The sequence below is a fragment of the uncultured Algimonas sp. genome (assembly GCF_947498175.1).
Classification (GTDB): Bacteria; Pseudomonadota; Alphaproteobacteria; order Caulobacterales; family Maricaulaceae; genus Litorimonas.
Map to the genome: position 1 here is coordinate 34,795 of NZ_CANMJB010000010.1, position 20,489 is coordinate 55,283.

23 protein-coding genes are annotated in these 20,489 nt (G+C 65.1%); 8 read left to right on the forward strand and 15 right to left on the reverse strand.

The window, feature by feature from the left end; translation table 11 throughout:
- Positions 1 to 53: 53 nt before the first annotated feature.
- Positions 54 to 512, forward strand: coding sequence for a GNAT family N-acetyltransferase (locus Q0718_RS12050; RefSeq protein WP_298918251.1), 459 nt, complete (start codon positions 54 to 56; stop codon positions 510 to 512).
- A 2-nt stretch (positions 513 to 514) separates the two neighbouring features.
- Here Q0718_RS12050 and Q0718_RS12055 read toward each other — a convergent pair whose 3' ends face one another.
- From Q0718_RS12055 to Q0718_RS12065, 3 genes are all read right to left on the reverse strand, one after another.
- Positions 515 to 1,936 (reverse strand): DUF1501 domain-containing protein, encoded by a 1,422-nt coding sequence (locus tag Q0718_RS12055; protein WP_298918254.1) that lies wholly within the window; start codon positions 1,934 to 1,936, stop codon positions 515 to 517.
- 10 nt (positions 1,937 to 1,946) lie between these two features.
- The gene (locus Q0718_RS12060; protein WP_298918272.1) at positions 1,947 to 3,689 is read right to left on the reverse strand and encodes a DUF1800 family protein; all 1,743 of its coding nucleotides are present in this window, start codon (positions 3,687 to 3,689) and stop codon (positions 1,947 to 1,949) included.
- A gap of 175 nt (positions 3,690 to 3,864) precedes the next feature.
- On the reverse strand, positions 3,865 to 5,163 hold the full coding sequence (locus Q0718_RS12065) for an aspartate kinase (protein ID WP_298918274.1): 1,299 nt from the start codon (positions 5,161 to 5,163) through the stop codon (positions 3,865 to 3,867).
- A gap of 73 nt (positions 5,164 to 5,236) precedes the next feature.
- Here Q0718_RS12065 and Q0718_RS12070 point away from each other — a divergent pair, with 73 nt between their 5' ends.
- From Q0718_RS12070 to Q0718_RS12085, 4 genes are all read left to right on the forward strand, one after another.
- Positions 5,237 to 5,410, forward strand: a complete 174-nt coding sequence (locus Q0718_RS12070; RefSeq protein ID WP_298918276.1) for a hypothetical protein — start codon at positions 5,237 to 5,239, stop codon at positions 5,408 to 5,410.
- Positions 5,411 to 5,470: 60 nt separating this feature from the next.
- On the forward strand, positions 5,471 to 7,327 hold the full coding sequence (gene cobT / locus Q0718_RS12075) for a cobaltochelatase subunit CobT (RefSeq protein ID WP_298918278.1): 1,857 nt from the start codon (positions 5,471 to 5,473) through the stop codon (positions 7,325 to 7,327).
- Positions 7,328 to 7,433: 106 nt separating this feature from the next.
- Positions 7,434 to 7,763, forward strand: coding sequence for a hypothetical protein (locus Q0718_RS12080; RefSeq protein ID WP_298918280.1), 330 nt, complete (start codon positions 7,434 to 7,436; stop codon positions 7,761 to 7,763).
- Positions 7,764 to 7,827: 64 nt separating this feature from the next.
- Positions 7,828 to 9,003, forward strand: a complete 1,176-nt coding sequence (locus tag Q0718_RS12085) for a serine hydrolase domain-containing protein (protein ID WP_298918282.1) — start codon at positions 7,828 to 7,830, stop codon at positions 9,001 to 9,003.
- Positions 9,004 to 9,017: 14 nt separating this feature from the next.
- On the opposite strand, the gene Q0718_RS12090 is transcribed toward Q0718_RS12085, so the two are convergent.
- Entirely contained in the window at positions 9,018 to 10,043 is a 1,026-nt protein-coding gene (locus tag Q0718_RS12090; RefSeq protein WP_298918284.1) for a hypothetical protein, read from the reverse strand.
- Positions 10,044 to 10,250: 207 nt separating this feature from the next.
- On the opposite strand from Q0718_RS12090, the gene Q0718_RS12095 reads away from it, so the two are divergent.
- Positions 10,251 to 10,589 carry a VOC family protein gene (locus Q0718_RS12095; RefSeq protein WP_298918286.1) on the forward strand — a complete coding sequence of 113 codons (339 nt, stop codon included), beginning with the start codon at positions 10,251 to 10,253 and terminating at the stop codon, positions 10,587 to 10,589.
- A 15-nt stretch (positions 10,590 to 10,604) separates the two neighbouring features.
- Here the strand turns inward: Q0718_RS12095 and bfr are convergent, their stop codons facing one another.
- Both bfr and Q0718_RS12105 read right to left on the reverse strand, forming a co-directional pair.
- Positions 10,605 to 11,090, reverse strand: coding sequence for a bacterioferritin (bfr, locus tag Q0718_RS12100; RefSeq protein WP_298918288.1), 486 nt, complete (start codon positions 11,088 to 11,090; stop codon positions 10,605 to 10,607).
- Between the two features lie 140 nt (positions 11,091 to 11,230).
- A complete protein-coding gene (locus Q0718_RS12105; RefSeq protein ID WP_298918290.1) occupies positions 11,231 to 11,422 on the reverse strand; it encodes a hypothetical protein in 192 nt (63 codons plus the stop codon).
- A 102-nt stretch (positions 11,423 to 11,524) separates the two neighbouring features.
- Between Q0718_RS12105 and Q0718_RS12110 the strand changes: the two genes are divergently transcribed.
- Complete coding sequence (locus Q0718_RS12110; protein ID WP_298918292.1) at positions 11,525 to 12,187, forward strand: hypothetical protein; 663 nt, start codon at positions 11,525 to 11,527, stop codon at positions 12,185 to 12,187.
- Here Q0718_RS12110 and Q0718_RS12115 read toward each other — a convergent pair.
- The 4 genes from Q0718_RS12115 to Q0718_RS12130 all read right to left on the reverse strand — a co-directional run bounded on the left by Q0718_RS12115 (position 12,184) and on the right by Q0718_RS12130 (position 14,412).
- Complete coding sequence (locus tag Q0718_RS12115) at positions 12,184 to 12,309, reverse strand: hypothetical protein (RefSeq protein WP_298918294.1); 126 nt, start codon at positions 12,307 to 12,309, stop codon at positions 12,184 to 12,186. The two genes, Q0718_RS12110 and Q0718_RS12115, sit on opposite strands and share 4 nt — an antisense overlap.
- Before the next feature lie 71 nt (positions 12,310 to 12,380).
- Positions 12,381 to 12,884 carry a MarR family transcriptional regulator gene (locus Q0718_RS12120; RefSeq protein WP_298918296.1) on the reverse strand — a complete coding sequence of 168 codons (504 nt, stop codon included), beginning with the start codon at positions 12,882 to 12,884 and terminating at the stop codon, positions 12,381 to 12,383.
- Position 12,885: 1 nt separating this feature from the next.
- Positions 12,886 to 13,218 (reverse strand): putative quinol monooxygenase, encoded by a 333-nt coding sequence (locus Q0718_RS12125; RefSeq protein ID WP_298918298.1) that lies wholly within the window; start codon positions 13,216 to 13,218, stop codon positions 12,886 to 12,888.
- 408 nt (positions 13,219 to 13,626) lie between these two features.
- Positions 13,627 to 14,412, reverse strand: a complete 786-nt coding sequence (locus Q0718_RS12130) for an SDR family NAD(P)-dependent oxidoreductase (protein ID WP_298918300.1) — start codon at positions 14,410 to 14,412, stop codon at positions 13,627 to 13,629.
- A 104-nt stretch (positions 14,413 to 14,516) separates the two neighbouring features.
- Between Q0718_RS12130 and Q0718_RS12135 the strand changes: the two genes are divergently transcribed.
- The gene (locus Q0718_RS12135; protein ID WP_298918301.1) at positions 14,517 to 14,960 is read left to right on the forward strand and encodes a DUF1761 domain-containing protein; all 444 of its coding nucleotides are present in this window, start codon (positions 14,517 to 14,519) and stop codon (positions 14,958 to 14,960) included.
- On the opposite strand, the gene Q0718_RS12140 is transcribed toward Q0718_RS12135, so the two are convergent.
- The 5 genes from Q0718_RS12140 to mtaB all read right to left on the reverse strand — a co-directional run bounded on the left by Q0718_RS12140 (position 14,938) and on the right by mtaB (position 20,015).
- Positions 14,938 to 15,492 carry a YetF domain-containing protein gene (locus Q0718_RS12140; RefSeq protein WP_298918303.1) on the reverse strand — a complete coding sequence of 185 codons (555 nt, stop codon included), beginning with the start codon at positions 15,490 to 15,492 and terminating at the stop codon, positions 14,938 to 14,940. The two genes, Q0718_RS12135 and Q0718_RS12140, sit on opposite strands and share 23 nt — an antisense overlap.
- A 10-nt stretch (positions 15,493 to 15,502) precedes the next feature.
- A complete protein-coding gene (locus Q0718_RS12145) occupies positions 15,503 to 15,988 on the reverse strand; it encodes a hypothetical protein (protein WP_298918305.1) in 486 nt (161 codons plus the stop codon).
- Positions 15,985 to 16,884, reverse strand: coding sequence for a DUF2391 family protein (locus Q0718_RS12150; RefSeq protein WP_298918307.1), 900 nt, complete (start codon positions 16,882 to 16,884; stop codon positions 15,985 to 15,987). Before Q0718_RS12150 ends, Q0718_RS12145 begins: the two co-directional genes overlap by 4 nt.
- Positions 16,885 to 16,954: 70 nt before the next feature.
- Positions 16,955 to 18,727 carry a signal recognition particle-docking protein FtsY gene (ftsY, locus tag Q0718_RS12155; RefSeq protein ID WP_298918309.1) on the reverse strand — a complete coding sequence of 591 codons (1,773 nt, stop codon included), beginning with the start codon at positions 18,725 to 18,727 and terminating at the stop codon, positions 16,955 to 16,957.
- On the reverse strand, positions 18,720 to 20,015 hold the full coding sequence (gene mtaB, locus Q0718_RS12160) for a tRNA (N(6)-L-threonylcarbamoyladenosine(37)-C(2))-methylthiotransferase MtaB (RefSeq protein ID WP_298918312.1): 1,296 nt from the start codon (positions 20,013 to 20,015) through the stop codon (positions 18,720 to 18,722). Before mtaB ends, ftsY begins: the two co-directional genes overlap by 8 nt.
- Between the last annotated feature and the right edge of the window lie 474 nt (positions 20,016 to 20,489).

Here is a 20,489-nt window from a genome sequence, read left to right on the forward strand (position 1 = left end):
GCGCATAACTCCGGACGACGACAGTCTTGCGCGACTACGCTAAAGCGCCCGCCATGGACATCATCCGCGCCACCGCGTCCGACGACATCGCACAGGTCAAAGCGCTCTTCCTCGACTATCTGCGTTTCATCGAGGCCTATCTCGGCCAGTCCCTGGCCTTCCAGGGCACGGACACCGAGTTTGCCGACTTCCCACAAACCTATGACGCACTCTGGCTCGCCCGGTTGGACGGCCGAGCCGTCGGCGCCGTCGGCCTCAAGCCTTTCGGTCCGGACACGGCCGAGCTCAAACGTCTTTGGGTCGCTCGGGACGCGCGCGGCCACGGCATCGGCGACGCGCTCTGCCGAGCCTGCATTGCAGGCGCGCGACAAGCCGGTTACCGCCGTCTGCTGCTCGATACGGACCGAGGGCTGGACCGGGCCAACGCGATCTACGACCGGCTCGGCTTTACGGACGTGCCGCGATATTACGACAATCCGATGGACTCCCGCTTCATGGCGCTGGACCTTTGACGCTAGGCCGACGCTCCGCTCATGAAACCCAGATCGGGCGTATCGAACCGGGTCAGGTTGGGCAGCACGCGAGCGATCTCACTGCTGTCCAGCCCGAACCATCCGCCCAGCGTGGCTGCATACTGATCGACCGACACGGACGGGATCAGACGTGCGCGCGACTTGGTAAAGCGTTCACTGTCCGGATCCAGTTCCGGCAGATCGCCGTAAAAGCGTCCACCCTGCACCGCGCCGCCCAGCACGAACTGATGACTACCCCAGCCATGGTCCGTCCCGTCGCCATTATCCGTCAAGGTACGGCCGAAATCGCTCATGGTGAAGACGGTCACGTCGTTCCAGACACCCATGGCGACCAATGCGTCGCGGAACGCCGCCAGCGCCTGGGCCACGTCGCCCAGCAAGCCGGCCATCGAGGCGGCCTGGTTGTTATGCGTGTCGAACCCGCCCGTATCGGCATAGAAGAGCTGGCGGCTATTGCCGATCGTGCCGCGCAGGTTGATGGCGTTGGCGACCGCCTTGAGCTGGCGGCCGATGCGAGTATCGGGAAATTGCGTTGCCACACCGCCAGACGATCCGAACGCTTCGCGATAGTCCCGCATGTTCCTGATGCCCCGCGACTGTCCGGCGATCACGTCGCGGGCGAACAGATTGTCGGAACCCTGCACGGCATCGGCCAGGAAGGCGTCCATCTTCTCGCGCGCGACTCGGCCATGCGCGCCGCTCGTCAGATAGGGCTTGGCTGACAGGTCGATGCCGAGGCCCGACGGATCGGACGGCGCCTTGAACTGCAGCGCACGTTCGGCCGCCAAGAAGATATCGCCGCTGCCCGCCGTGATGAGAGAAAAATCGGGATTCCCGACCCCGCCATGCCGGATCATCTCGTCCATGAAGGCCCCGCCCCAACCGCGCGAGACGCCTTCTATGCCCATCGCCATCCAGGTCGATTGCTGGTCGTTGTGGGAAAAGAGCCGCTGGGGCAACGCATCCGTGCCGCGCTCCATGCCTGTGCGCGAGGTCGGCGCCAGCAAGGGTCCGACCGCGCCGACCAGCGCCGCTTCGCCCGCATCGAACATGGATTTCAGCGGCGCCAGTTCCGGCGTCAGGCCGAAGGTCCGTCCGCTGAAACGGGCCGGTCCCGACGGGCTGAGCGGCAATAGGGCTTCGCGCGACCGCGATCCGTCGCCATGGCCGTTGACGATGCCCGGACGCAAACCGGTCAGGGCGTCGTGGCTCGGCTTGTCCGTCGGCAGAACCGCGTCGAACATGTCCGCCCCGCCCTTCAGGAAAAGGCCGACCATCGCCTTGTAGCCGCCCGTCGTCGCCGCGAAAGCCTGCCGTCGCCCCAGGCCCGCGAGCGCGCCCGTCGCGCCGAGGAATCCGGCTGCCGAGGCCTGCAGAAAGAGCCGTCTGTTGTAGTAAGTCATGGCCCGTTCCCTAGTTCAACGCCGCGAAATCGGCCGACGCCACCGTCATGAGCAAGGCGATCCGCACGCGTGAGCGGATGTCCGCATCGCGCCGGTTCTCCCGCACCGGGAGCGCTTGGACGGCGTCGATGATCGCCGTGCGGGTCGCCCCGTTCATCCGACCGGCGGTCAGTTTCAGATCGAGCATGTCGACCAGCGCCTTGGCGTCGTCGCCGATGGCCAGCTCCTCGGACAGGTCCGGCTTCGGCCTGTCGGAGTCGGACGTGTCACCCTGCGTGATGAAGCGCGTCATGAAGTTCAGATAGCCGAGCGCCGAAGCCTGGTTGACGATCTGCAGCTCCGGTCCCGTCAGGCCTGCATCGCCGCTTTCCGTGGACGGGGCGACGTGTCCGGGCCGGTAGAAGTTGAAGACGGACGGGCTGCGCAGCGGCGACTGGCCGAGCGAGCCGATCGGGTCGGACGTATCCACGAACCGGTTCCAGCCCTGTTTCGTGACCCGCAGGCTATCAGGCCCGGCATAGGTCCGTGCCAGCTGGACATATTTCAGCACCGGTTCGCGCAACTTGCCTTCCGTGGCTTGCCGCTTGTCGTCGTGCAGGCTCTCATCCAGCAGGATCGCCGCCAACGTGGCGGACAGATCGCCCCGCACGCCTGTGCCGAAGGCCGTGCCATCTTCCGCCTTGTAGGCCCCCGTTTCGAACGCGGCCGCAACGCGGCCGACATAGGCCGGGCTCGGATGGCTGGCCGTGAAGCGCTGGATCAGCTGGCGCGACACGAAAGGGGCGACATTGGGGTGGGCGAAGACGGCGTCGAGCGCCTGATCGATGGATTGCGTGCCGGGCGTCCCGGCCGATATGGTCGTGCCGAGAAAGCGTTTTTCCAGCGTCGAATGTTCGCGCTCATACATTTCCAGCGGCACGTGATAGGCGTCGTCCCCACGGCGGTAGCGGCGGAAATCCGTGCCCGCATGGGCCAGTCCCGTGAAGACCCGCGCCAGGCCGACCACGTCCTCATTGCCGTAGGTCTCGATCTCCATGCCGCGACCATCGCGTTTGGGCGTGCCGTCCATGTTCAGCTCGACCAGCCCGATGGTGAAGAGCTGCAGGATCTCGCGGGCATAGTTCTCGTCCGGCTGACGGCCCTTTTCCGGGTTGCCCTTGCGGTTGTAGGCATATGTCAGATAATCGCCCATCACCGGCGAATAGGTCACGTCCTGTAGCAGGTCGCGGTAATTGCCGAAGGCATGCCGATCCAGCACGTCGAGCCAGGTGCCCAGCCCGTAGCGTACATCGTTGCCGAACTGGCTGTTGCCGACCACGACGATCTGCGACAGGGCGAACGTCATGCGCGCGCGCAGCTCCGCATCGGAGGTCAGCATGGCCTCCCACAGCGCTTGCGAACTCTGGCGGCCATTGGTCTTGTCCGGCGCAATGCGCGACCGCAATAGCGCTTCATAGCCGAAGGCCGGTCGGGCGAGCTCGCTGACGATCCAGCTGCTGGCGTTTTTCCCGGTCAGCGCGTTCACGTCCGCCGTGCCGGCGTCCAGTCCCGCAAGCTGCAGGAACCGGGCTGCCTCGGCCTTGGTTTCGAGAGCCGTTTTGAGTGTCGGAGGCGGAGGAGGCGGCGGCGCAGGTGTCGTCGCAGGGGGCGGACCGCCGACCGGCGCGGGTGCAGGGGCGTCGGATCCACCGCCGCCGCAGGCCGCCAGCAGCATAGTCGCCGCGATCGCGCCCAACAGATGAAACAGTTTCATCGCTTCGTCCCCGATTGATCCCGGCTGCCGTCCTCCCGTGACGGCTGTTGCCGGGCACTCCCCTGATCAAAGTGTTCCCTCTCTCTTAAATGAGTCCGAAATATGGTGGTTAACGGAATGCAGCCGAGATGCAGTCAGAATGCAACCGGCTTCCTTGCCCGGCGGTGCGACGGCCTTACGGCGCGGTGACGGGCGGGGCAGGCGTTTCGTGCAGGTCGAACGCGCTGTGCAGGGCGCGCACGGCCAGCTCGGTATATTCGCTGTCGATCAGCACGCTGATCTTGATCTCCGACGTGGCGATGACCTCGATGTTGATGCCCTTGGCGGCCAGCGCTTCGAACATGGTCTGCGCCACGCCGGTATGGCTGCGCATGCCGATGCCGACGACAGAGACCTTGGTCACGTCCCGGTCGCTTTTGATGTCGGCGAAGCCGATCGCGTCCTGGGCCGCTTCCAGCGCCGCCAGCGCGGTCTCCAGATCGCGTTCGCCCACGGTAAACGTCAGGTTGGCGCTGTTGTCGGAGCGCGAAATGCCTTGCACGATCATGTCGACGATGACGCCCGCATCAGACATCGCCTTGCAGATCCTGGCCACCATGCCCGGCGTGTCGGCCAGTTTCAGCAGGGTGATCTGGGCTTCGTCGCGGCTATAGGCGACACCGGATACGACGCGCTCTTCCATGGTTTGATCCTCGTGGCAGACGAGAGTGCCGGGATTGTCCTGGCCCTCATCGGCCATGGAGCTCAGCACCCGGATGGGCAGGTTGTTGTTCATGGCCAGCTCGACCGAGCGGACCTGCAGCACTTTCGCGCCAAGGCTGGCGAGCTCCAGCATCTCCTCGAAGGCGATGCGGTTCAGGCGTCGCGCCTCCGGAACGACGCGCGGGTCGGTCGTGTAGATGCCGTCCACGTCGGTGTAGATGTCGCAGCGATCGGCTTTCAGTGCGACGGCCAGCGCGACCGCCGACGTGTCCGACCCGCCGCGGCCCAGCGTGGAGACGCGGTGCTTCTCATTGATGCCCTGGAAGCCCGCGACGACCGCGACATTGCCCTGCGCCAGGCTCGGCCCGATGGCGGAAGACTCGATTTCGGCGATGCGCGCCTTGGAATGCGCCATGTCGGTGCGCAGCGGAATCTGCCAGCCGAGCCAGGACCGGGCGGGGACACCGCGCCGCCGTAGCGCGATGGCCAGCAGGCCCGACGTGACCTGTTCGCCCGACGCGACGATGGAATCGTATTCGTCATGCACGTCGCCCCCCAGTTTTTCGGCGTGTTTGGCCTCGCCCGGCGCGCAATCCGCATCCAGCGCGTCGACCAGCGCGACCAGCCGGTTCGTTTCCCCGCTCATGGCCGACACCACGACCGCGACCTCGTGCCCGGCCGCAACCTCGGCCGCGACACGCGTCGAGACGGCGCGGATGCGGTCCAGATCGGCGACCGACGTGCCGCCGAATTTCATCACGATGCGGCCCATGCGGAACGCTCCTCCGGCTAAGGGCCGCGCTCTAGGCCAAGGCCGACGGACACGCAAGGAAACGGCGCGGCGCATGCTTCGCCGGATGGGGGCGCAGGAGCCGCATTCCCTTTCCCGCCGCCCGGCGCGGCGCGGCTTCGACCGCGCCCAGATGGACATGCACGTAGCGATACAGCAGACGCTGCAAGAGGAAACCGACACGCTGAACGATCAGGTCGAGCGCATGGCGAGGGGCCAGGGCCGATAGACCGATCTTCGACGACATCCGCGCTACACATCTTGCGGCCTGCGCCGTAAACAGGCTGCGATGAAGAGCAACGCCCCCCCGATCGACGGTTTCAAACGGTCTCTTGCTGCCGCGACCAAGGCCATCGCCGCGCGCGAAGATTTGGAGGTTTCCTACGGCGGGGACGTGGCCGGGCTGGTGCGCGACCAGATCATGCTGCCGAGCCTGCCGCCCGCACCCAAGTCCGACATGATCGCCAAGGCGCGCGGGGAAGCGGACGCGCTGGCCTTGCGCATCGCCCTGCACGACGCGGACATCCACGCGGCCAACCTGCCCAGATCCGGACCGGCGCGGGCCGTGTTCGAGGCATTGGAGCAGGCACGGGTGGAAACGGTCGGCGGGCAGCATCTGTCAGGGTTGGCCGATAATCTCGCGGCAGCGCTATCGGCGCGGGCCGCGCGGCGCGGATTCGACAAGGCCGACATCGCCAAGGACGATGCCAGCTTCGCCGAGGCGGTCGGGCTCTATGCGCGCGAAAGGCTGACCGGGTGCGACCTGCCGGAAACCACGAACGGCATCATGGCGGCCTGGCGCGACGAGATTGCCGAACGCAGCCAAGGGCGCATCAAGGGCTTGCTGGATCATATCGACGACCAGGATGCGTTCGGCCGCTTGGTCAACAACTTCATCGCCGACCTGACGCTGGACCGTGACGAGGCCGACCCGGAACAAGAAGACGATCAGGACGAAGACAGCCAGCAGGAAGAGCAGGAGCAAGAGGACCAGTCCGCCGACGCGCCCAATGAGGAACAACAGGGCCAGACCGAAGTCTCCGACGCCGACGCGCTGGAAGACGAGAGCGAGGAGGCCCAGGACATCGTCGATGCGGAGAACATCGACGGCGAGAGCGACGATAGCGAGCATACGCCCGACGCGCCGTCGCAGCGCCCGCAACCGCGCAATTCGCCTGATCCGTACCGGGTCTACACGACGAAACATGACGAGGTGGTCAAGGCCGAGGACCTGTGTCCGGTCGAGGAGCTGGAACGGCTGCGAGGCTATCTGGACGGGCACATGGCGGGGCTGAGTTCCGTCATTTCGCGGCTGGCCAACCGGTTGCAGCGCCGGCTGCAGGCGCAGCAGCAGCGGTCCTGGACCTTCGATCTGGAGGAAGGGATGCTGGATACGGCGCGGCTGTCGCGCGTCATCATCGATCCGCTCTCGTCCCTGACCTTCAAGGAGGAGAAGGAGACGGATTTCCGCGACACGGTCGTGTCCATCCTGATCGACAATTCGGGTTCGATGCGCGGGCGGCCCATCATGGTCGCCGCCGTCTGCGCCGACATCATGGCGCGCACGCTGGAACGCTGCGGCGTCAAGGCGGAGATCCTCGGCTTCACCACCAAGGCTTGGAAGGGCGGCAAGTCCTTTCAGGACTGGATGGCGGCGGGCAAGCCGCGCGTTCACGAGGGCGGTCCCGGACGACTGAACGATCTGCGCCATATCGTCTACAAGTCGGCCGACATGCCGTGGCGCCGCGCCAAGCGGAACCTCGGCCTGATGATGCGCGAAGGGCTGCTCAAGGAGAACATCGACGGAGAGGCGCTCGACTGGGCCTATCGCCGCCTGATGGCCCGCCCCGAACAGCGCCGCATCCTGATGGTCATCTCCGACGGTGCGCCGGTTGACGACGCTACCCAGAGCCAGAACCGTACCGGCCTGCTGGAAGCTCACTTGCGCGAACAGATCGACAGGATCGAGAACCGTTCCGACGTCGAGCTTGTCGCCATCGGCATCGGCCATGACGTGACGCGCTGGTATGCCCGCGCGGTCACGATCATGGACGTGGAGCAGCTGGGCGGAGCGATGACGGAGAAGTTGGCGGAGCTATTCGATCAGGGTGGAAAGACGGCCCGGCCAGGCCGGACCGTTCGCTAGGACGCGGCTGCCGCACGGATGATACGGCAATCCGCCGGATAGTCTGGGCGAAACGAAAAGCGCCCCCCATGCGTTCGTCCCGCGACACACATGATGGAGACGACCCATGATCAATGCTATCCTCGACCGCTTTGGCTCCGACAGTCGTGGCAAATTGCTCGATACGCTGCAGGATGTCACGCGCAGTTTCGGGATCGACGACCTGTCGACGAACCGCCTCAGCAAGTCGCAAATGCGCTCGGCTCTGCGTACTGCGCGCAGAGGCGCACGGCGCGCCGCATCGCGGACATCGGCCTTCGCTTCCGCTCACCCCCGGCAAGTGGGCGTGGGCATCGGCGCAGCCGCCGTTGCCGCAATCGGCCTGTACGCTTTCGCGCGGATGCATGAGGGCAAGGATGCCGATATGGCGGAAGCCTTGCCCAACACCGATTCCTAATTCGCAGGCGCAGACCGGAAGGAGTATGCCTGACAACGGCCGCAGGCACGGATAAAGCGGTTACATGAACCTCTTTCTCAAGCTCCTGCTGAGCTTCGTCCTGTTCATCGTGCTGGCCGCTGCTCTGCTTTGGGGATCGGCGAAGCGGGCGGCCGTGCCGGGACCGGAGGCGCCGCCGCTGGACACGCTGTCGAATGCCGGTCTTCAAAACGCCATCAAAGCCGTGGCGGCGCAGAACAAGCTGGTCGGAATGACTGGCCGGGTCGTCGTGGACGGTGCGGTCGTGGCCGAAGCAGTCAAGGGCTGGAGGACCAAGGCGGCGGACGCGCCCCTGATGCGCGATGACCGCTTTCATGTCGGGTCGATCGGCAAGTCGATGAGCGCGACGGTGATCGCAACGCTAGTCGAGGACGGGACGATGGGTTGGAACGACACGCTCGGCGCGAGCCTGCCGGATGTACCGATGCACGAAGACTGGCACGACACGACCCTGTCCCAATTGCTGACCCATACGGCGAGCGCGCCTGCCATTCCAATCTCGGACATGATCAATTCCGTGAGCGAGCCGGAACGACTTCATGAAATCCGGCGCCGAGTCGCTGCCAAGATGCTCGAAGATCCGCCGAAGACGGAACCCGGCAAAACTTTCGCTTACTCCAATGCGGGTTTCATGCTGGCTTCGATCATGGCTGAAGAAACGACAGGCGAAAGCTGGGAGACGCTGGTGCGGACACGGCTGGCAGAGCCACTTGGCCTAGATACATTCGGTTTCGGCGCGCCGCAGGGTAATGCCCCTTGGGGTCATAGTATGATTTTCGGGTTCAAAATGACGCACGATCCGACAGAGGGCGCCGACAACCCGCCTTTCATGGCGGCCGCTGGGACAATGCACATGACCTTGGATGATCTGCTGCGGTACGGACGCGCGCATTTGGACGCTGGACGGGGTAACGACACGTTACTGAACGCTAAAACGTTCGAGCGCCTCCACACGCCGGCCTTGAACGATTATGCCTATGGCTGGATCGTGCAGACGCGCGATTTCGGTGACGGACCTGAACCCATGATCTGGCATAACGGATCGAACACTATGTGGTACGCGCTGCTGGTGCTGCTGCCGGAGCGGAATGCAGCGATCGCGCTGGCCACGAATGATGGCAGCCATCTTGAGCGCACACGGGCGAGCTTCGACCGCCTGGCGTTGGAGATTGCCGAGCGAGTTGCACAGGCTGCGCCCTAGAATCAGGCCGCGCCCTAGAATGTCGGCATCGATCCCGTCGCGGCCCAAGGGATGAAGAAGGCGAGCGCGACGGAGACGGCCAGGCCGAAGAGCAGTCGCCCGGCATCCTTGGTCACGTCGCGCACGGCTTCGGTCTTGTCGCGCAGGCCCGCCACATAGGTCACGGTCAGTTCGCGGCCTGCGATCAGGCCGAGGAAGACCCAGGTCGTGCTCATGGGGATATCGTTCATTTCCTTGAAGATCAGCAGGATGATGCCGAACATGATATCGACCAGCGTGCCGACGCGCGGATCGTGCGTATTGGTCTTGGAGTTGACGATTTCCTGGATCTTGCCGCCCCGGCGCGAGAATGTGTAGGCCAGCAGGCCCAGCGTGAGGAAGCCGCCCCAGAAAATGGTGCTCGCCGCGATGGTGACTTCGGTCTGGCCGGCGATTTCGACGGTCTGGCGCGGCAGGAAGACGAAGATGTTGGCCAGGTCCTGGGCCAGCCATTGCCACCACAGAAAGGCCGTCGTCATCCATTGGAACACATACCAGTAGGGCGCCGCGCCCTTTTCCTGGGTATTGGCGATCCAGCGTTCGTAGAAGCGCGAAATCAGCGTGTAGACGGCGATGCCCGCCCCAAAGGCCACGGCGTAGCCGAGCGCGGATTTCAGTAGCATGCTGCCGAGCAGACCTTCGGTCTCGCGCCCGCCCGTCAGGGCGAACATGGTCAGCACCAGGAAAGTCGTGGAAACGGGAACGGAAGCCCGCGTCAGCAGGATCAGCACGGCGGGCGGGATGATGTGATACCACTGCACTCCCTGGTCCGGATAGGGGATGTTGTTCAGCCGGTCGAACGCGACGTCCGTGTCGTAGGCGAAATAGCCGTACACCATGACGGAAATCAGGATGGTCCCGGCGAACAGCCACAGCGTGAACCAATGCCGGTGCCGGTTGGAGCGCAGGAACGTTCCCAAGGTCTGGATGGCGTCGTTGGCGATGACGGAATAGGCGGCCAGCGCGAACCCTATGACGCCGAACAGTTCGATACCGGGCATGGAACACCTGTCTTAAGGCCTGCAATCGCAAGACCGTTCAGCCGGGCCCCGGGAAGGCCCCCGCCCGGCTTTCGCCACCCGTTAGCGAACCTCGACCCGACTCGCCAAGTGACAGTTTTACGACGTTCTGGTGGCGGTTCCTGACACTTGCGCGCTCGCGCTGCGGCCGCCAAACGAACGACCCGCGCCCCTTTCGAGAAAACGCCCATGCCCCTGACCATCGATTATGTCGAATTCGCCTCCCCGGATCTGGAAGGGACCCAGCGCTTCTTCGCCGAAGCGTTGGGCTGGTCGTTCACCGATTACGGCCCGGACTATCGCGACATCCAGAATGCCGGGACCGGTGCGGGCGTGGAGCGCGGCGGCCTCCGACCGCCGCTCATCGTGCTGAAGTCGGACGATCTGGTACGCGACAGGGCGAAGCTGCTCGAAGCAGGGGCGGAATTGGTCCGGGACATCTTCGAATTTCCGGGCGGGCGCAGGTTCGAGTTCCGCGAACCCGGCGGCACGCTGATGGCTGCCTGGACGCAGAGCGCGGCGCCCTGAACGCCAGCGTGCCTTTCAGCTGGCTTCGTCGGCGGGAGCGCTTTGGAGCTTGATGTAGCGTTCGATGCCGATCTGCTGGATCAGGTCGAACTGGGTCTCCAGGAAATCGACATGCTCTTCCTCTTCGACGAGGATCTTCTGAAGCAAGTCGCGCGTGACATAGTCCCGGACGGATTCGGCGTAGTGGATCGCATCCTTGTACATCGGGATCGCCATCTCCTCGAGCTTCATGTCGCATTCGAGGATTTCCTTCACATCCTCGCCGATGTGCAGCTTGCCCAGATCCTGCAGGTTGGGCAGGCCGCCGAGGAAAAGGATGCGCTCGATGATGTCGTCGGCGTGGTTCATCTCCTCGATCGATTCCTCATACTCCTTCTTGGCCAGCCGCGTGACGCCCCAATCCTTAAGCATGCGCGAATGCAGGAAATACTGGTTGATGGCCGTCAATTCGGCTTTCAGCGCGCGATTGAGCCAGACGATGATTTCGGGATCGGATTTCATGACGCCAGCTCTAGGCGGCGAATTTCGCGCCTGTCAAACTCTATCGCGGCATGCGATTTTCATTCGCAGGGAAAATCGTCGCAGGCACGGCGAAACCCGCGCAAACGGTTCTCACACGCAACAATTTCAAAGCGTTAGACTTATTCGGCGGCGTCCAGCAGCGGCCGCGTCCGGCGCCAGGACTGCAACCGGTCATCGATGTCGGTGCGGCACTGGCCGCAGCGGAAGCGCGTCCCGCAAGCCCGTTGCACGCAGGCTGCGCTTTCCGCACCTTTTGCAGCGGCGGCTTCGACGGCCCGGGTGTTGATGTTGTTGCAGATGCAGTGGATCACAAAAATCGCTCTACGCGAGTGCGAATGATTGTCAATAACCTAGATCAAAAATCGGCAACGGAAATCATCGCCGTCCGCAGCGGTCGGGTCTAGGATGCCGACATGGCCCCCGAAGCGCTGGCTGCGCGCCACCCCCGCCTGTTCCACCAGACCGCGCCGGACGCCTGGCCCGGTATCCGGACGCACGGCCTGCTACCGACGACGGCGATCCTGCAACGCTTGCATTTGCCGTCTGCGCAGATCGACGCGCTGACCCATTATCCACGCCCGCATGGCCTGGTCTTCGAACAAACGCCGCTGGGGCGGGTGGAAATCAACGATAACAGGCCGCTCTCCCATGCCGCGCTCGAGCGCTGTTTGGATGACGGCCTGTCGCCGCAGGACTGGTGCGCCATGCTGGCGGCACGCACCTTCTTCTGGGCGGATGAACACCGCGGCCTGTCGCGCCTGCTGAACGCGAAGACGAACCGCGACCGTCCGCGCGACGTGCTGGTCATCGACACGCTGTCCTTGGCCCGCGCGCACCGGGCGCGGATCCAGCTGTCGCCGATCAATAGCGGGGCGACTATCCGAAAAGCGGCCCGACGCGGGATGCGGACCTTCGCGCCGATGCGCGACTTCGACACCTATGCCGGCTGGGCGGCCCTGCGCGGACGGCGCGACACGGTGCTGGAAGTGGTGGTGCCCGGCGCCGTGCCGGATTTGGCGGATCATGTGACCGAGGTCAGGCGCTACGCGAACGGATCATACCGCGTTCTGGACTAAAGCCGCCGATAGCCTCGGCTCTTGCGCCCCTTGAGCATCCAATCCGACAGACATTGCGCGCGCAGGGCGATGATCCAGGAGAGGGCCGGCACGTGCCCGACGGTCAGGATCAGGGTCTGCATGGGCAACGGCCCTGACGGCCAAGCGTCCGGAGGGCCAGCAGGCTTCCGGTCACAATCGCATAAACCACCGCTTAGACCAGACGCCCCGCCAGGATCCGTGGCCACGTCACGCTTCCTTCTTCCGCCACGCCGCGCATATGTGTCCCGATAATGTCGAAATAGTCCGGCAGGGCCGCATGCAGGCGGTCGCGGCCCGCCGCCGTCAGGCGCAGGCGCTGCACGCGCGCGTCGGACGGATCCGGCGTCTGCGCGACCAGCCCGCCTTCGACCAGGGCGCGGATGGTGCGGCTCAGCACGGGTTGGGACACGTCGATGCGCGCCGCCACATCCGCATGGCGCAGGCCGGCTTCATGGCGTTCCCGGTCGATAACGACCAGGATGACGAATTTCAGCTGCGACAGGCCATGCATGGAGAAATGGCGCTCGACCTTGCGGATCAACAGGCTGGCACTGCGCATCATGTCCAGCGCCGACAGGATCATGTCCGGGTCGCCCGCGCCCGATCCGTTGACGCCGAGTTCATCGACATAGCGCTCCACCATATGCCGCGCCGGCAGGACTTTCAGGAGGAACATCTCAGCCGCCCCTGCCATCGGCCGGCGCGCAGTCGACAGGGTGGAGTTCCTGGATCTCCGGCGGTTCCTGCAACCAGTTCCGGTAATCGTCGAACACGGCCGTGGTGTAGTCGGCGGCATGATGATCGCGCAGCGCATCGGCATTCTCCCAGATCTCATGAAGGTAGAGCGTCAGCCCGTCCGGTGATTGATAGAGGTCGAAACGATGGCAACCGGACTCGCCGCGTGTAACGGTCATGAGGCTGAGAATGGCATTGCGTGCGTCGTGAGCATGCTCGGTCTTGGGCCGGATGGTTGCGATGAGATGGAGGAGGGAAGCAGAGTCCGTAGTCATGGCACGATTTTTAAATATCATGATATGTATGTCAAGTATTGTGTGGCGACTTTGGCGGGATCTCATATCCGCTTCGGCAGTGAGTGTAGGGTTTGGCCCCGTCTCATGAGCCTAATGACACGAGGTCTCCGCAGTAAGCGCCGAGGATGACACTTTCAACAACCCTCACCCTAGGCTCGACCCGAGATCCGTCATGTGACCGCTATGCCGGCTGGAGCGTCTGGGAAATGGATTCCGGGTTGGGCCAGGAATAAGGATGTGTGAACGGCCCGGAAAGACACTGTTTGAGGTTGCGGCGCGCCATTCCTTTTCCGTCCTTTGGGACAGTTATCGGGCTGACGAGGTTTGCGACGATTGCCGCTGGCAACCTTAGACCCGCGCGCGAGACGCAAACCTATCGGCCAGACATCAGCGCGGCGGCATCCTCGCGCCTGCATCCGTGCGGATGTATTCCGCGTTGATATAGGCGTGCTCACACATGAACTTGACGACGTCGGCATACTCGCTCGGCTGGCCGAAGCGGTTGGGGAACTGGACGTGGGCCTTCAGGTTCTCCTTCACTTCCGGCTTCATCTGCTCGTAGATCGGCGTTTCGTAGAATCCCGGCAGGATGGTGTTCACCCGGATGCCTTCGCGCGCCAGATCGCGCGCCATGGGCAGGGCCATGGACAGGATGCCGCCCTTGGACGCGGCATAGGCGACTTGGCCGATCTGACCGTCCTGCGCGGCGACGGACGCGGTGTTGATGACCACGCCGCGCTCGCCGTCCGGCTGGGTCGGATCCAGGCTCATCATGCCGGCGGCCGACTTGGACGCGCACAGGAAGCTGCCGATCAGGTTGATGTTGATGATGCGGATGAAGGCGGCCGGGTCGTGCGGAACGATTTCGCCCGTGTCGCGCTTGCGGGCGACCGTCTTGATCCCGCCGCCGATCCCGGCGCAATTGACCAGGATGCGTTCCTGACCGACCTCGGCGCGAAGCGCCTCGAACCCCGCATCGACGGAAGGCTCGTCGGCCACGTCGACCTTGGCGAAGACGCCGCCGATCTCTTCGGCCACGCTTTGTCCGCGCGCCTCGTTCATGTCGAAGATGCCGACCCTGACCCCCGCCTTGGCCAGCATCCGCGCCGTGCCTTCGCCGAGGCCGGACGCGCCGCCCGTGACGATGGCCGAAAGAGTGTTGTCGAGTTTCATGGGTCGCTCCGTGAGTATTCGTTTTCCCTGCGCGGTTAGGCAGGTCGGGCGTCCATCGCAAGGGCGGGCGCGTAAACTGTCCGAACAGCGAAAGAAGAACCGTCATGATCTACATCGTCGACAACATCGTTCCCATCCTGGCCGCGACGGTCGCCGGCTTCCTGTTCGGCGGGCTTTACTACCGGATGCTGCGCGGTGCCTGGCTGCGCGCCGCCGGGCCGAACGCGGCGCTGGCCGAACGCCGCCCCGGTCCGCTGCACTATGCGGGCATATTCGTCGCGGAATTCTGGATGGCGGCGATCCTGGCGGGTGCGGTGATCCTGGCCCCGGCCGGCGATGCCGGGCCGTGGACCATGGCGCTGGGCAGCGCGTTCATCATCTGGATCGGCTTCGTCCTGCCGACCGTCTATGTCAGCTACCGCGTGCTGGGACAGACGATGCGGCTGGTCGCGTTCGATGCGGCCCACTGGCTGGCCGTCATGCTGATCATGGCGGCGACCGTGCAGGCGATCGGGGTCACGGGTCCTATGACGGAGGGTCCGGGGTGAGCCGTTCGAGCGCCGGAATGTCGGCCATGGCCGCGCCGGGGCGGCCCGCTTCGCCGGACGGCACCACGGTCAGTTCGGCGTTGGATTCCAGCACGACCGCGTAGCAGTCCGCCGGATCCGACAATCCGGCCGCGCGGATGGCGGAAAAGATTTCGGCGCGGCTGATCCGTTCGCGCGCCATCGCGGCGTCGCGCATCTCTCCGCGGTGAACCAGCAGGGTCGGCGTCGAGACCATCATGCCGGAAATCCGCTCGCTGCGCGACATCCAGTATGTCAGACCCCATTGCACGCCGAGCAGCACGGCGATGGCCAGAACGGTGTCCGCGACGGTCACGTCGGCGAAACCGATCGCCGAGGCGATCAGCGAGCCGACGGCGACGGTGACGATCCAGTCGAAATTGTTCATCTTCGATACGGACCGCTTGCCCGCCAGCCGGATCAGCAGCACCAGCAGCGGATACATGATCGCCGCCGTCACCGCCGTATTGTAGGCGCTTTGCCAGCCGTCGAAGAAAGGGGCGCCCCAGTCCATATCCGGCGCCTTACGGGCTCTGGTAGGATGTGACGCGCAGTTTCAGATTCCCTTCCGACGGTTTCTGCTCGAAGACGAGATCCAACCGCGCCGTCTCGCCCTCGCCCATCAGGGGCAGGGTCGCGCTGATCGTATCGTCCCGGTCGCCCGGGCCGTCCAGCTCGGCCACCACGACCACCGTGGTCACGGCGACGGTCGAGGTGTTGACGACGGTAAGCGGGAGGACGAAATTGCCGTCGCGCTCGTCGAGCTCTGAAAATTCCGGGCGGATGTCGAACTGGGCCGGCACCGTGTCGGACATGATCATGTAGACGAGATAGGCGACGATCATCAGCATCGCGCTGACCGACAGCAGGCGCACGACCCAGATCACGAAGGTCGGGGGCGGGTCCTCGCGCGTGGCGGAGCCGTTCGACGAACCGTCCTGCCCGGACTGGTCGCTTTCGCTGTCGGACTTGTCCTTTTCGTCGGACTCGTTGTTCTTGTCTTGGCTCATAGGACCAGCCTTCCTGCCGCCCCGCCCAGTGTCGTGGCATAGCCGACGATGATCACCCAGACGATGGCCATGCGCAACGGCGTGTCGAGCCCCAGATAGCCGAACGCCCAGAGCCAGGCCGCCGATGTCAGGAGGCTGACGAGATAGCAGACCAGCGTGGACAGCCATTTGGAGGACAGCACGCCCTGATGGTTTTCGCGGCGTTTGTGGAACTGCGCCGTATAGTTGATGCCGTAGGACACCATGACCGAGAAGACCAGGATGGCGAGGGCGTGTTTGGGGCCGATATCGGCGAGCATGACCTTGGGTTCGATGGTCGGGACGATGTTGAAGGCGAACAGCGTGCCGCCAAGTGCGGTCGCCAGCAATTTCTCCCAATCCTTGCCCAGCAATTCGACGGCGACCGAATCCTCGCCGTCTTCGCCGCCGCCGCCGCGCTTGCCGAGCTGGTTGATCGCGAGAGCCGCGCCGAAACCGGTCGGCACGACCATCAGCGCCAGCAGGCAGACCAGCACGGCGAGCGGCGTGTCGAGCGTCACGCGCGCCGTGATGTAGAGGGTGACGATGCTCGCCACCAGGCCGAGCCCCATGGCGGTGGCGGCATCCCAGAAGATCTGCGTGCGCGTCCGGCCCGTCTTGAACCCGGAATAGGAGATATAGCCGACCGTGATCACATAGGCGCCGACCATGATGGCGATCAGCACCGCTTCGTCGATATTGCGCGCGCGCTCCCACATTTCCTGCGTGTAGAGCAGCGGCAAGGCGACGAAGAGCGCGCCGCAGAATCCGCGCAGGAGCTCACGGACTTCATGGCGGTAGAGCTTGTCCTCGCGTTCCTCGACTTCCACGCGGCGGCCGAGCGGCGATCGCCATTTATGATAAGTGGTCGCCGACATAACAGGAACAAGACGGCTGGGCGCGATGAAACGTTCCTGATCCGAACCGATCTTGTTAGCCTGGATCAAGTCAGGCGGACACGTTATCCGCCACGCCCGAGAGGGCCGCCGCGAAGACGGGGGCCGAAAACGTCTCAAGATCCCCGATCGCTTCGCCGATGCCGATGAAGTGGATCGGCAGCCTGTATTTCTCCGACAGCGCCACCAGCACGCCGCCCTTGGCCGTGCCGTCCAGCTTGGTCATGATCAGGCCGGAAATCTTGGCGGTTTCGCGGAAGGCCTCGACCTGGGACAGGGCGTTCTGGCCGACGGTCGCATCCAGCACCAACACGCTGTGATGGGGCGCGGAAGGGTCGGTCTTTTCGATCACCCGGATGATCTTGGCGAGTTCGTCCATCAGCTCGGTCCGGTTCTGCAGGCGGCCCGCCGTGTCGATCATCAGAATGTCGTAATCTTCGTCGCGCGCCCGGTTCATGGCATCGAAGACGAGGCTCGCCGCATCCGCGCCGGGCTGGCCGCTCATCACCGGCGCACCGGCGCGCTCGCCCCAGACGGTGAGCTGCTCGACGGCGGCGGCGCGGAACGTGTCGGCGGCGCAGATCAGCACGCGCTTGCCCTGGTCGCCGAACCGTTTGGCGATCTTGCCCAGCGTCGTGGTCTTGCCCGATCCGTTGACGCCGGCGAACAGGATCACCTGCGGCCGGGCCAGACCCAGAACGAAGGGCGTTTCCAGCGGGGTGAGGATGTCGGAAATCGTCTCGGCCAGCGCGACCTTGATTTCCAGATCCGTGACCTGCTTGTCGAACTTGTCCTCGGCCAGGCGGCCGCTGACCTTCTCCGCCACGTCGGATCCCAGATCGGCCATGATGAGGATGTCTTCCAGGTCCTCCAGCGCGTCCCGGTCGAGCGTGCGCTGGTTGAAGCTGGCCGCCATCTGGTCGGACATGCGCGAGGTGGAGCGGCGCAACCCCTTGGAGATGCGGTCGAAAAAGCCGCCCTCGGCGGTGACGTCCGGTTCGGGTTCGGGTTCCGGCGGCAGACCCGCCTTGATCCGCTGCGCGCGGCGGTCCTCGGCCAGCCGGACGCGTTCGTCGCTTTCCGCCTGTTCGCGCGCCTTGCGGTCGGCGGCGCGGGCCGCGCGGCGTTCGGCTTCGTCGGCTTCGCGGGCCAGGCGGTCGGCCAGCGCCTGATGGCGGACGTCTTCCGCGCGCGCTTGGGCGGCTGCCGCGTCCGCGACGCGGCGGTCCTCTGCCAGGCGCGTTTCCTCGGCGACCCGTTCGGCTTCCAAACGCGCCCGCTCGGTGGCTTCCGCTTCGGCCTTGCGTTTGAGCTCCGCCGCTTCGGCCTCAGAGGCGGCGCGAGCGATCTCCGCCTGCCGCTCGGCTTCCAGCCGCGCCGCTGCTTCGGCGCGGAGCTTGGCTTCGGCCTCGCGCCGGGCCCGGTCCTCGGCCTCGCGGGCGGCCTGGAGTTCGGCCAGGCGGGCGTCTTCCGCGCGGCGCTCTTCCTCGGCGGCCTTTTCCGCGGCGTGCGCGTCCGCGCGCCGCGCATTCTCCTCGGCCAGTTGCTTGGCGCGCTCGACGTCACGGGCGGCCTGGATTTCGGCCTGCCGCTTCTCTTCGGCTTCGATGCGGGCGCGCTCTTCGTCGGAGACCTCGGCCGTCCCCGCATCCTGGGCGCGCGCCGACGCCAGCGCGGCGGCGTTGATCGCCGCCATGCGCGCGGCCATCCGTTCGTCGATCAGCTTTTCGGCGGCCGCTTTTTCCGCCGCTTCGATGGCGAGTTTCTCGTCCTTGGACTTGAAGCCCAGCTTGGACAGGAAGCCGCGTTTCTTCTTTTCAGCCATGAAGCGTTCCGGTGAGATGATCCTGGCTTGCGCCTATCACGCGCACATCCACAAGCGAACCCGCAGGGGGCGGATTGTCCACGCGGATCAGGCTGAAATCGGGGAGCCGGCCGTTGCCGTTTTCCTCGAACAAGGCCGTGTCCGTGTCGCCGACACGCCTCGCGAGGTGCGCCGTCTTCGCGGCCGCCCCGGCTTCGCGCAAGGCCCTGGCCCGCGCCTTGACGATGGGGCCGTCCACGGGCGGGATCTTCGCCGCCGGCGTGCCTTCGCGCGCCGAATAGGGAAAGACGTGCAGCCACGCGATCCCGATGTCCGACACGATGGCCCGGCTGTTTTCAAACATGGTCTCGTCTTCCGTCGGGAAGCCCGCGATCATGTCCGCGCCGAAGGTGATCTCCGGGCGGCGGTCGCGTAGCCGCGCACAGAGATCGACCACCTCCGCGCGGCTGTGACGCCGCTTCATCCGCTTCAGGATCATGTCGTCGCCGGCCTGCAGCGACAGGTGCAGATAGGGCGTCAGTCGCGGCTCGCTCACGATCAGCTCGAACAGGACCGGATCGACTTCCGCCGGATCGATGGAGGACAGGCGCAACCGGTCCAGTTCCGGCACCAGCTTCAGCACGCGCCGCACCAGGTCGCCGAGCGGCGGCGTCCCGGGCAGGTCGCCGCCCCAGCTGCTCAGGTCCACGCCCGTCAGCACGACTTCGCGGTAGCCCTGCCGCACGAGGTTGCGCACATGGCCGACCACCTCGCCCGCCGGGACGGAGCGCGCATTGCCGCGGCCGTACGGGATGATGCAGAAGGTGCAGCGATGGTCGCAGCCGTTCTGAACCTGCAGGAAAGCGCGCGTGCGCGACTGCGCCTTGTCGGGGGAATTCGCGCTGCCGAGGAATTGCGGCGCGCTGTCGCGCACCGCCATGATGTCGTTGACGCGGATGCGCTCGCTATGCGCCCCGAAATGCTGCGGCGCGAAGGCGCCCGGCAGCATCTTGTCGTGATTGCCCAGAACCTGGTCGACTTCGTCCATGGCGGCGAAGGCGTCGGGATCGATCTGCGCGGCGCAACCCGTGACGATGACTTTGGCACTCGGCCGGTCCCGCCGCGCCTTGCGCACGCGGCGGCGGCTTTCGGCCACGGCCTCATTCGTCACCGCGCACGTGTTTACGATCACCGCATCGCTCAGCCCGGCGTCGCGCGCCAGCGCAACCATCGCGTCGGATTCCGACGCATTCAGGCGGCAGCCCAGGGTTATGACATCGACGGTCTCATTTTTCGAGATTTGGGTCACGACCCGGCCATGTGGTCCGCTCGGACGCGCGAATCAAGCATGGCGGTCAGAACGGCTTTGGGGAGATATCCGCAAGGCGCGCTCTCGCGGCTGTCGTCCCGTCCCTCACGAGGGAATTGGAGAGCGGACATTCACCCGTGAATGTCGGGTACAGCGCTTCGCTTCTCTCTACCCCTCATCCCGGGCTCGACCCGGGATCCATCTCCCAACCGGTCCGGCCAGCCTGAGGGTCCTGCGATGGACCCCACGGGACCGCGCCAGCGCGTCCCTGTCCGGGGTGAGGAATTTTCGTTAGGTTATCTATGGCATCGATCATAATGCATGCTTCATCGTGCGACCGGGCGTCGGGGCCACGGCGGGGGTGCGTTTGTGCCGCGAAGGCGACACGAGGCGCGGACCCTGCCCCGTGACGGGGAAGGGAAAACAAGAACCATTTTCACGAAGGCAGGGCCCGCGCGAGGAGTCCGGCCCGAC

Excerpts from the sequence above, each read along its gene's own strand:
- Q0718_RS12135 (WP_298918301.1), top strand. The coding sequence starts at position 14,517 with ATGATCTACATCGTCGACAACATCGTTCCCATCCTGGCCGCGACGGTC.
- Q0718_RS12060 (WP_298918272.1), bottom strand. The coding sequence starts at position 3,689 with ATGAAACTGTTTCATCTGTTGGGCGCGATCGCGGCGACTATGCTGCTG.
- bfr (WP_298918288.1), bottom strand. The coding sequence starts at position 11,090 with ATGAAATCCGATCCCGAAATCATCGTCTGGCTCAATCGCGCGCTGAAA.
- Q0718_RS12080 (WP_298918280.1), top strand. The coding sequence starts at position 7,434 with ATGATCAATGCTATCCTCGACCGCTTTGGCTCCGACAGTCGTGGCAAA.
- Q0718_RS12095 (WP_298918286.1), top strand. The coding sequence starts at position 10,251 with ATGCCCCTGACCATCGATTATGTCGAATTCGCCTCCCCGGATCTGGAA.
- Q0718_RS12125 (WP_298918298.1), bottom strand. The coding sequence starts at position 13,218 with ATGACTACGGACTCTGCTTCCCTCCTCCATCTCATCGCAACCATCCGG.
- ftsY (WP_298918309.1), bottom strand. The coding sequence starts at position 18,727 with ATGGCTGAAAAGAAGAAACGCGGCTTCCTGTCCAAGCTGGGCTTCAAG.
- Q0718_RS12110 (WP_298918292.1), top strand. The coding sequence starts at position 11,525 with ATGGCCCCCGAAGCGCTGGCTGCGCGCCACCCCCGCCTGTTCCACCAG.
- cobT (WP_298918278.1), top strand. The coding sequence starts at position 5,471 with ATGAAGAGCAACGCCCCCCCGATCGACGGTTTCAAACGGTCTCTTGCT.
- Q0718_RS12130 (WP_298918300.1), bottom strand. The coding sequence starts at position 14,412 with ATGAAACTCGACAACACTCTTTCGGCCATCGTCACGGGCGGCGCGTCC.
- Q0718_RS12090 (WP_298918284.1), bottom strand. The coding sequence starts at position 10,043 with ATGCCCGGTATCGAACTGTTCGGCGTCATAGGGTTCGCGCTGGCCGCC.
- Q0718_RS12115 (WP_298918294.1), bottom strand. The coding sequence starts at position 12,309 with ATGCAGACCCTGATCCTGACCGTCGGGCACGTGCCGGCCCTCTCCTGG.
- Q0718_RS12145 (WP_298918305.1), bottom strand. The coding sequence starts at position 15,988 with ATGAGCCAAGACAAGAACAACGAGTCCGACGAAAAGGACAAGTCCGAC.
- Q0718_RS12085 (WP_298918282.1), top strand. The coding sequence starts at position 7,828 with ATGAACCTCTTTCTCAAGCTCCTGCTGAGCTTCGTCCTGTTCATCGTG.
- Q0718_RS12150 (WP_298918307.1), bottom strand. The coding sequence starts at position 16,884 with ATGTCGGCGACCACTTATCATAAATGGCGATCGCCGCTCGGCCGCCGC.
- Q0718_RS12065 (WP_298918274.1), bottom strand. The coding sequence starts at position 5,163 with ATGGGCCGCATCGTGATGAAATTCGGCGGCACGTCGGTCGCCGATCTG.
- Q0718_RS12070 (WP_298918276.1), top strand. The coding sequence starts at position 5,237 with ATGCTTCGCCGGATGGGGGCGCAGGAGCCGCATTCCCTTTCCCGCCGC.
- Q0718_RS12055 (WP_298918254.1), bottom strand. The coding sequence starts at position 1,936 with ATGACTTACTACAACAGACGGCTCTTTCTGCAGGCCTCGGCAGCCGGA.
- Q0718_RS12120 (WP_298918296.1), bottom strand. The coding sequence starts at position 12,884 with ATGTTCCTCCTGAAAGTCCTGCCGGCGCGGCATATGGTGGAGCGCTAT.
- Q0718_RS12050 (WP_298918251.1), top strand. The coding sequence starts at position 54 with ATGGACATCATCCGCGCCACCGCGTCCGACGACATCGCACAGGTCAAA.
- Q0718_RS12140 (WP_298918303.1), bottom strand. The coding sequence starts at position 15,492 with ATGGACTGGGGCGCCCCTTTCTTCGACGGCTGGCAAAGCGCCTACAAT.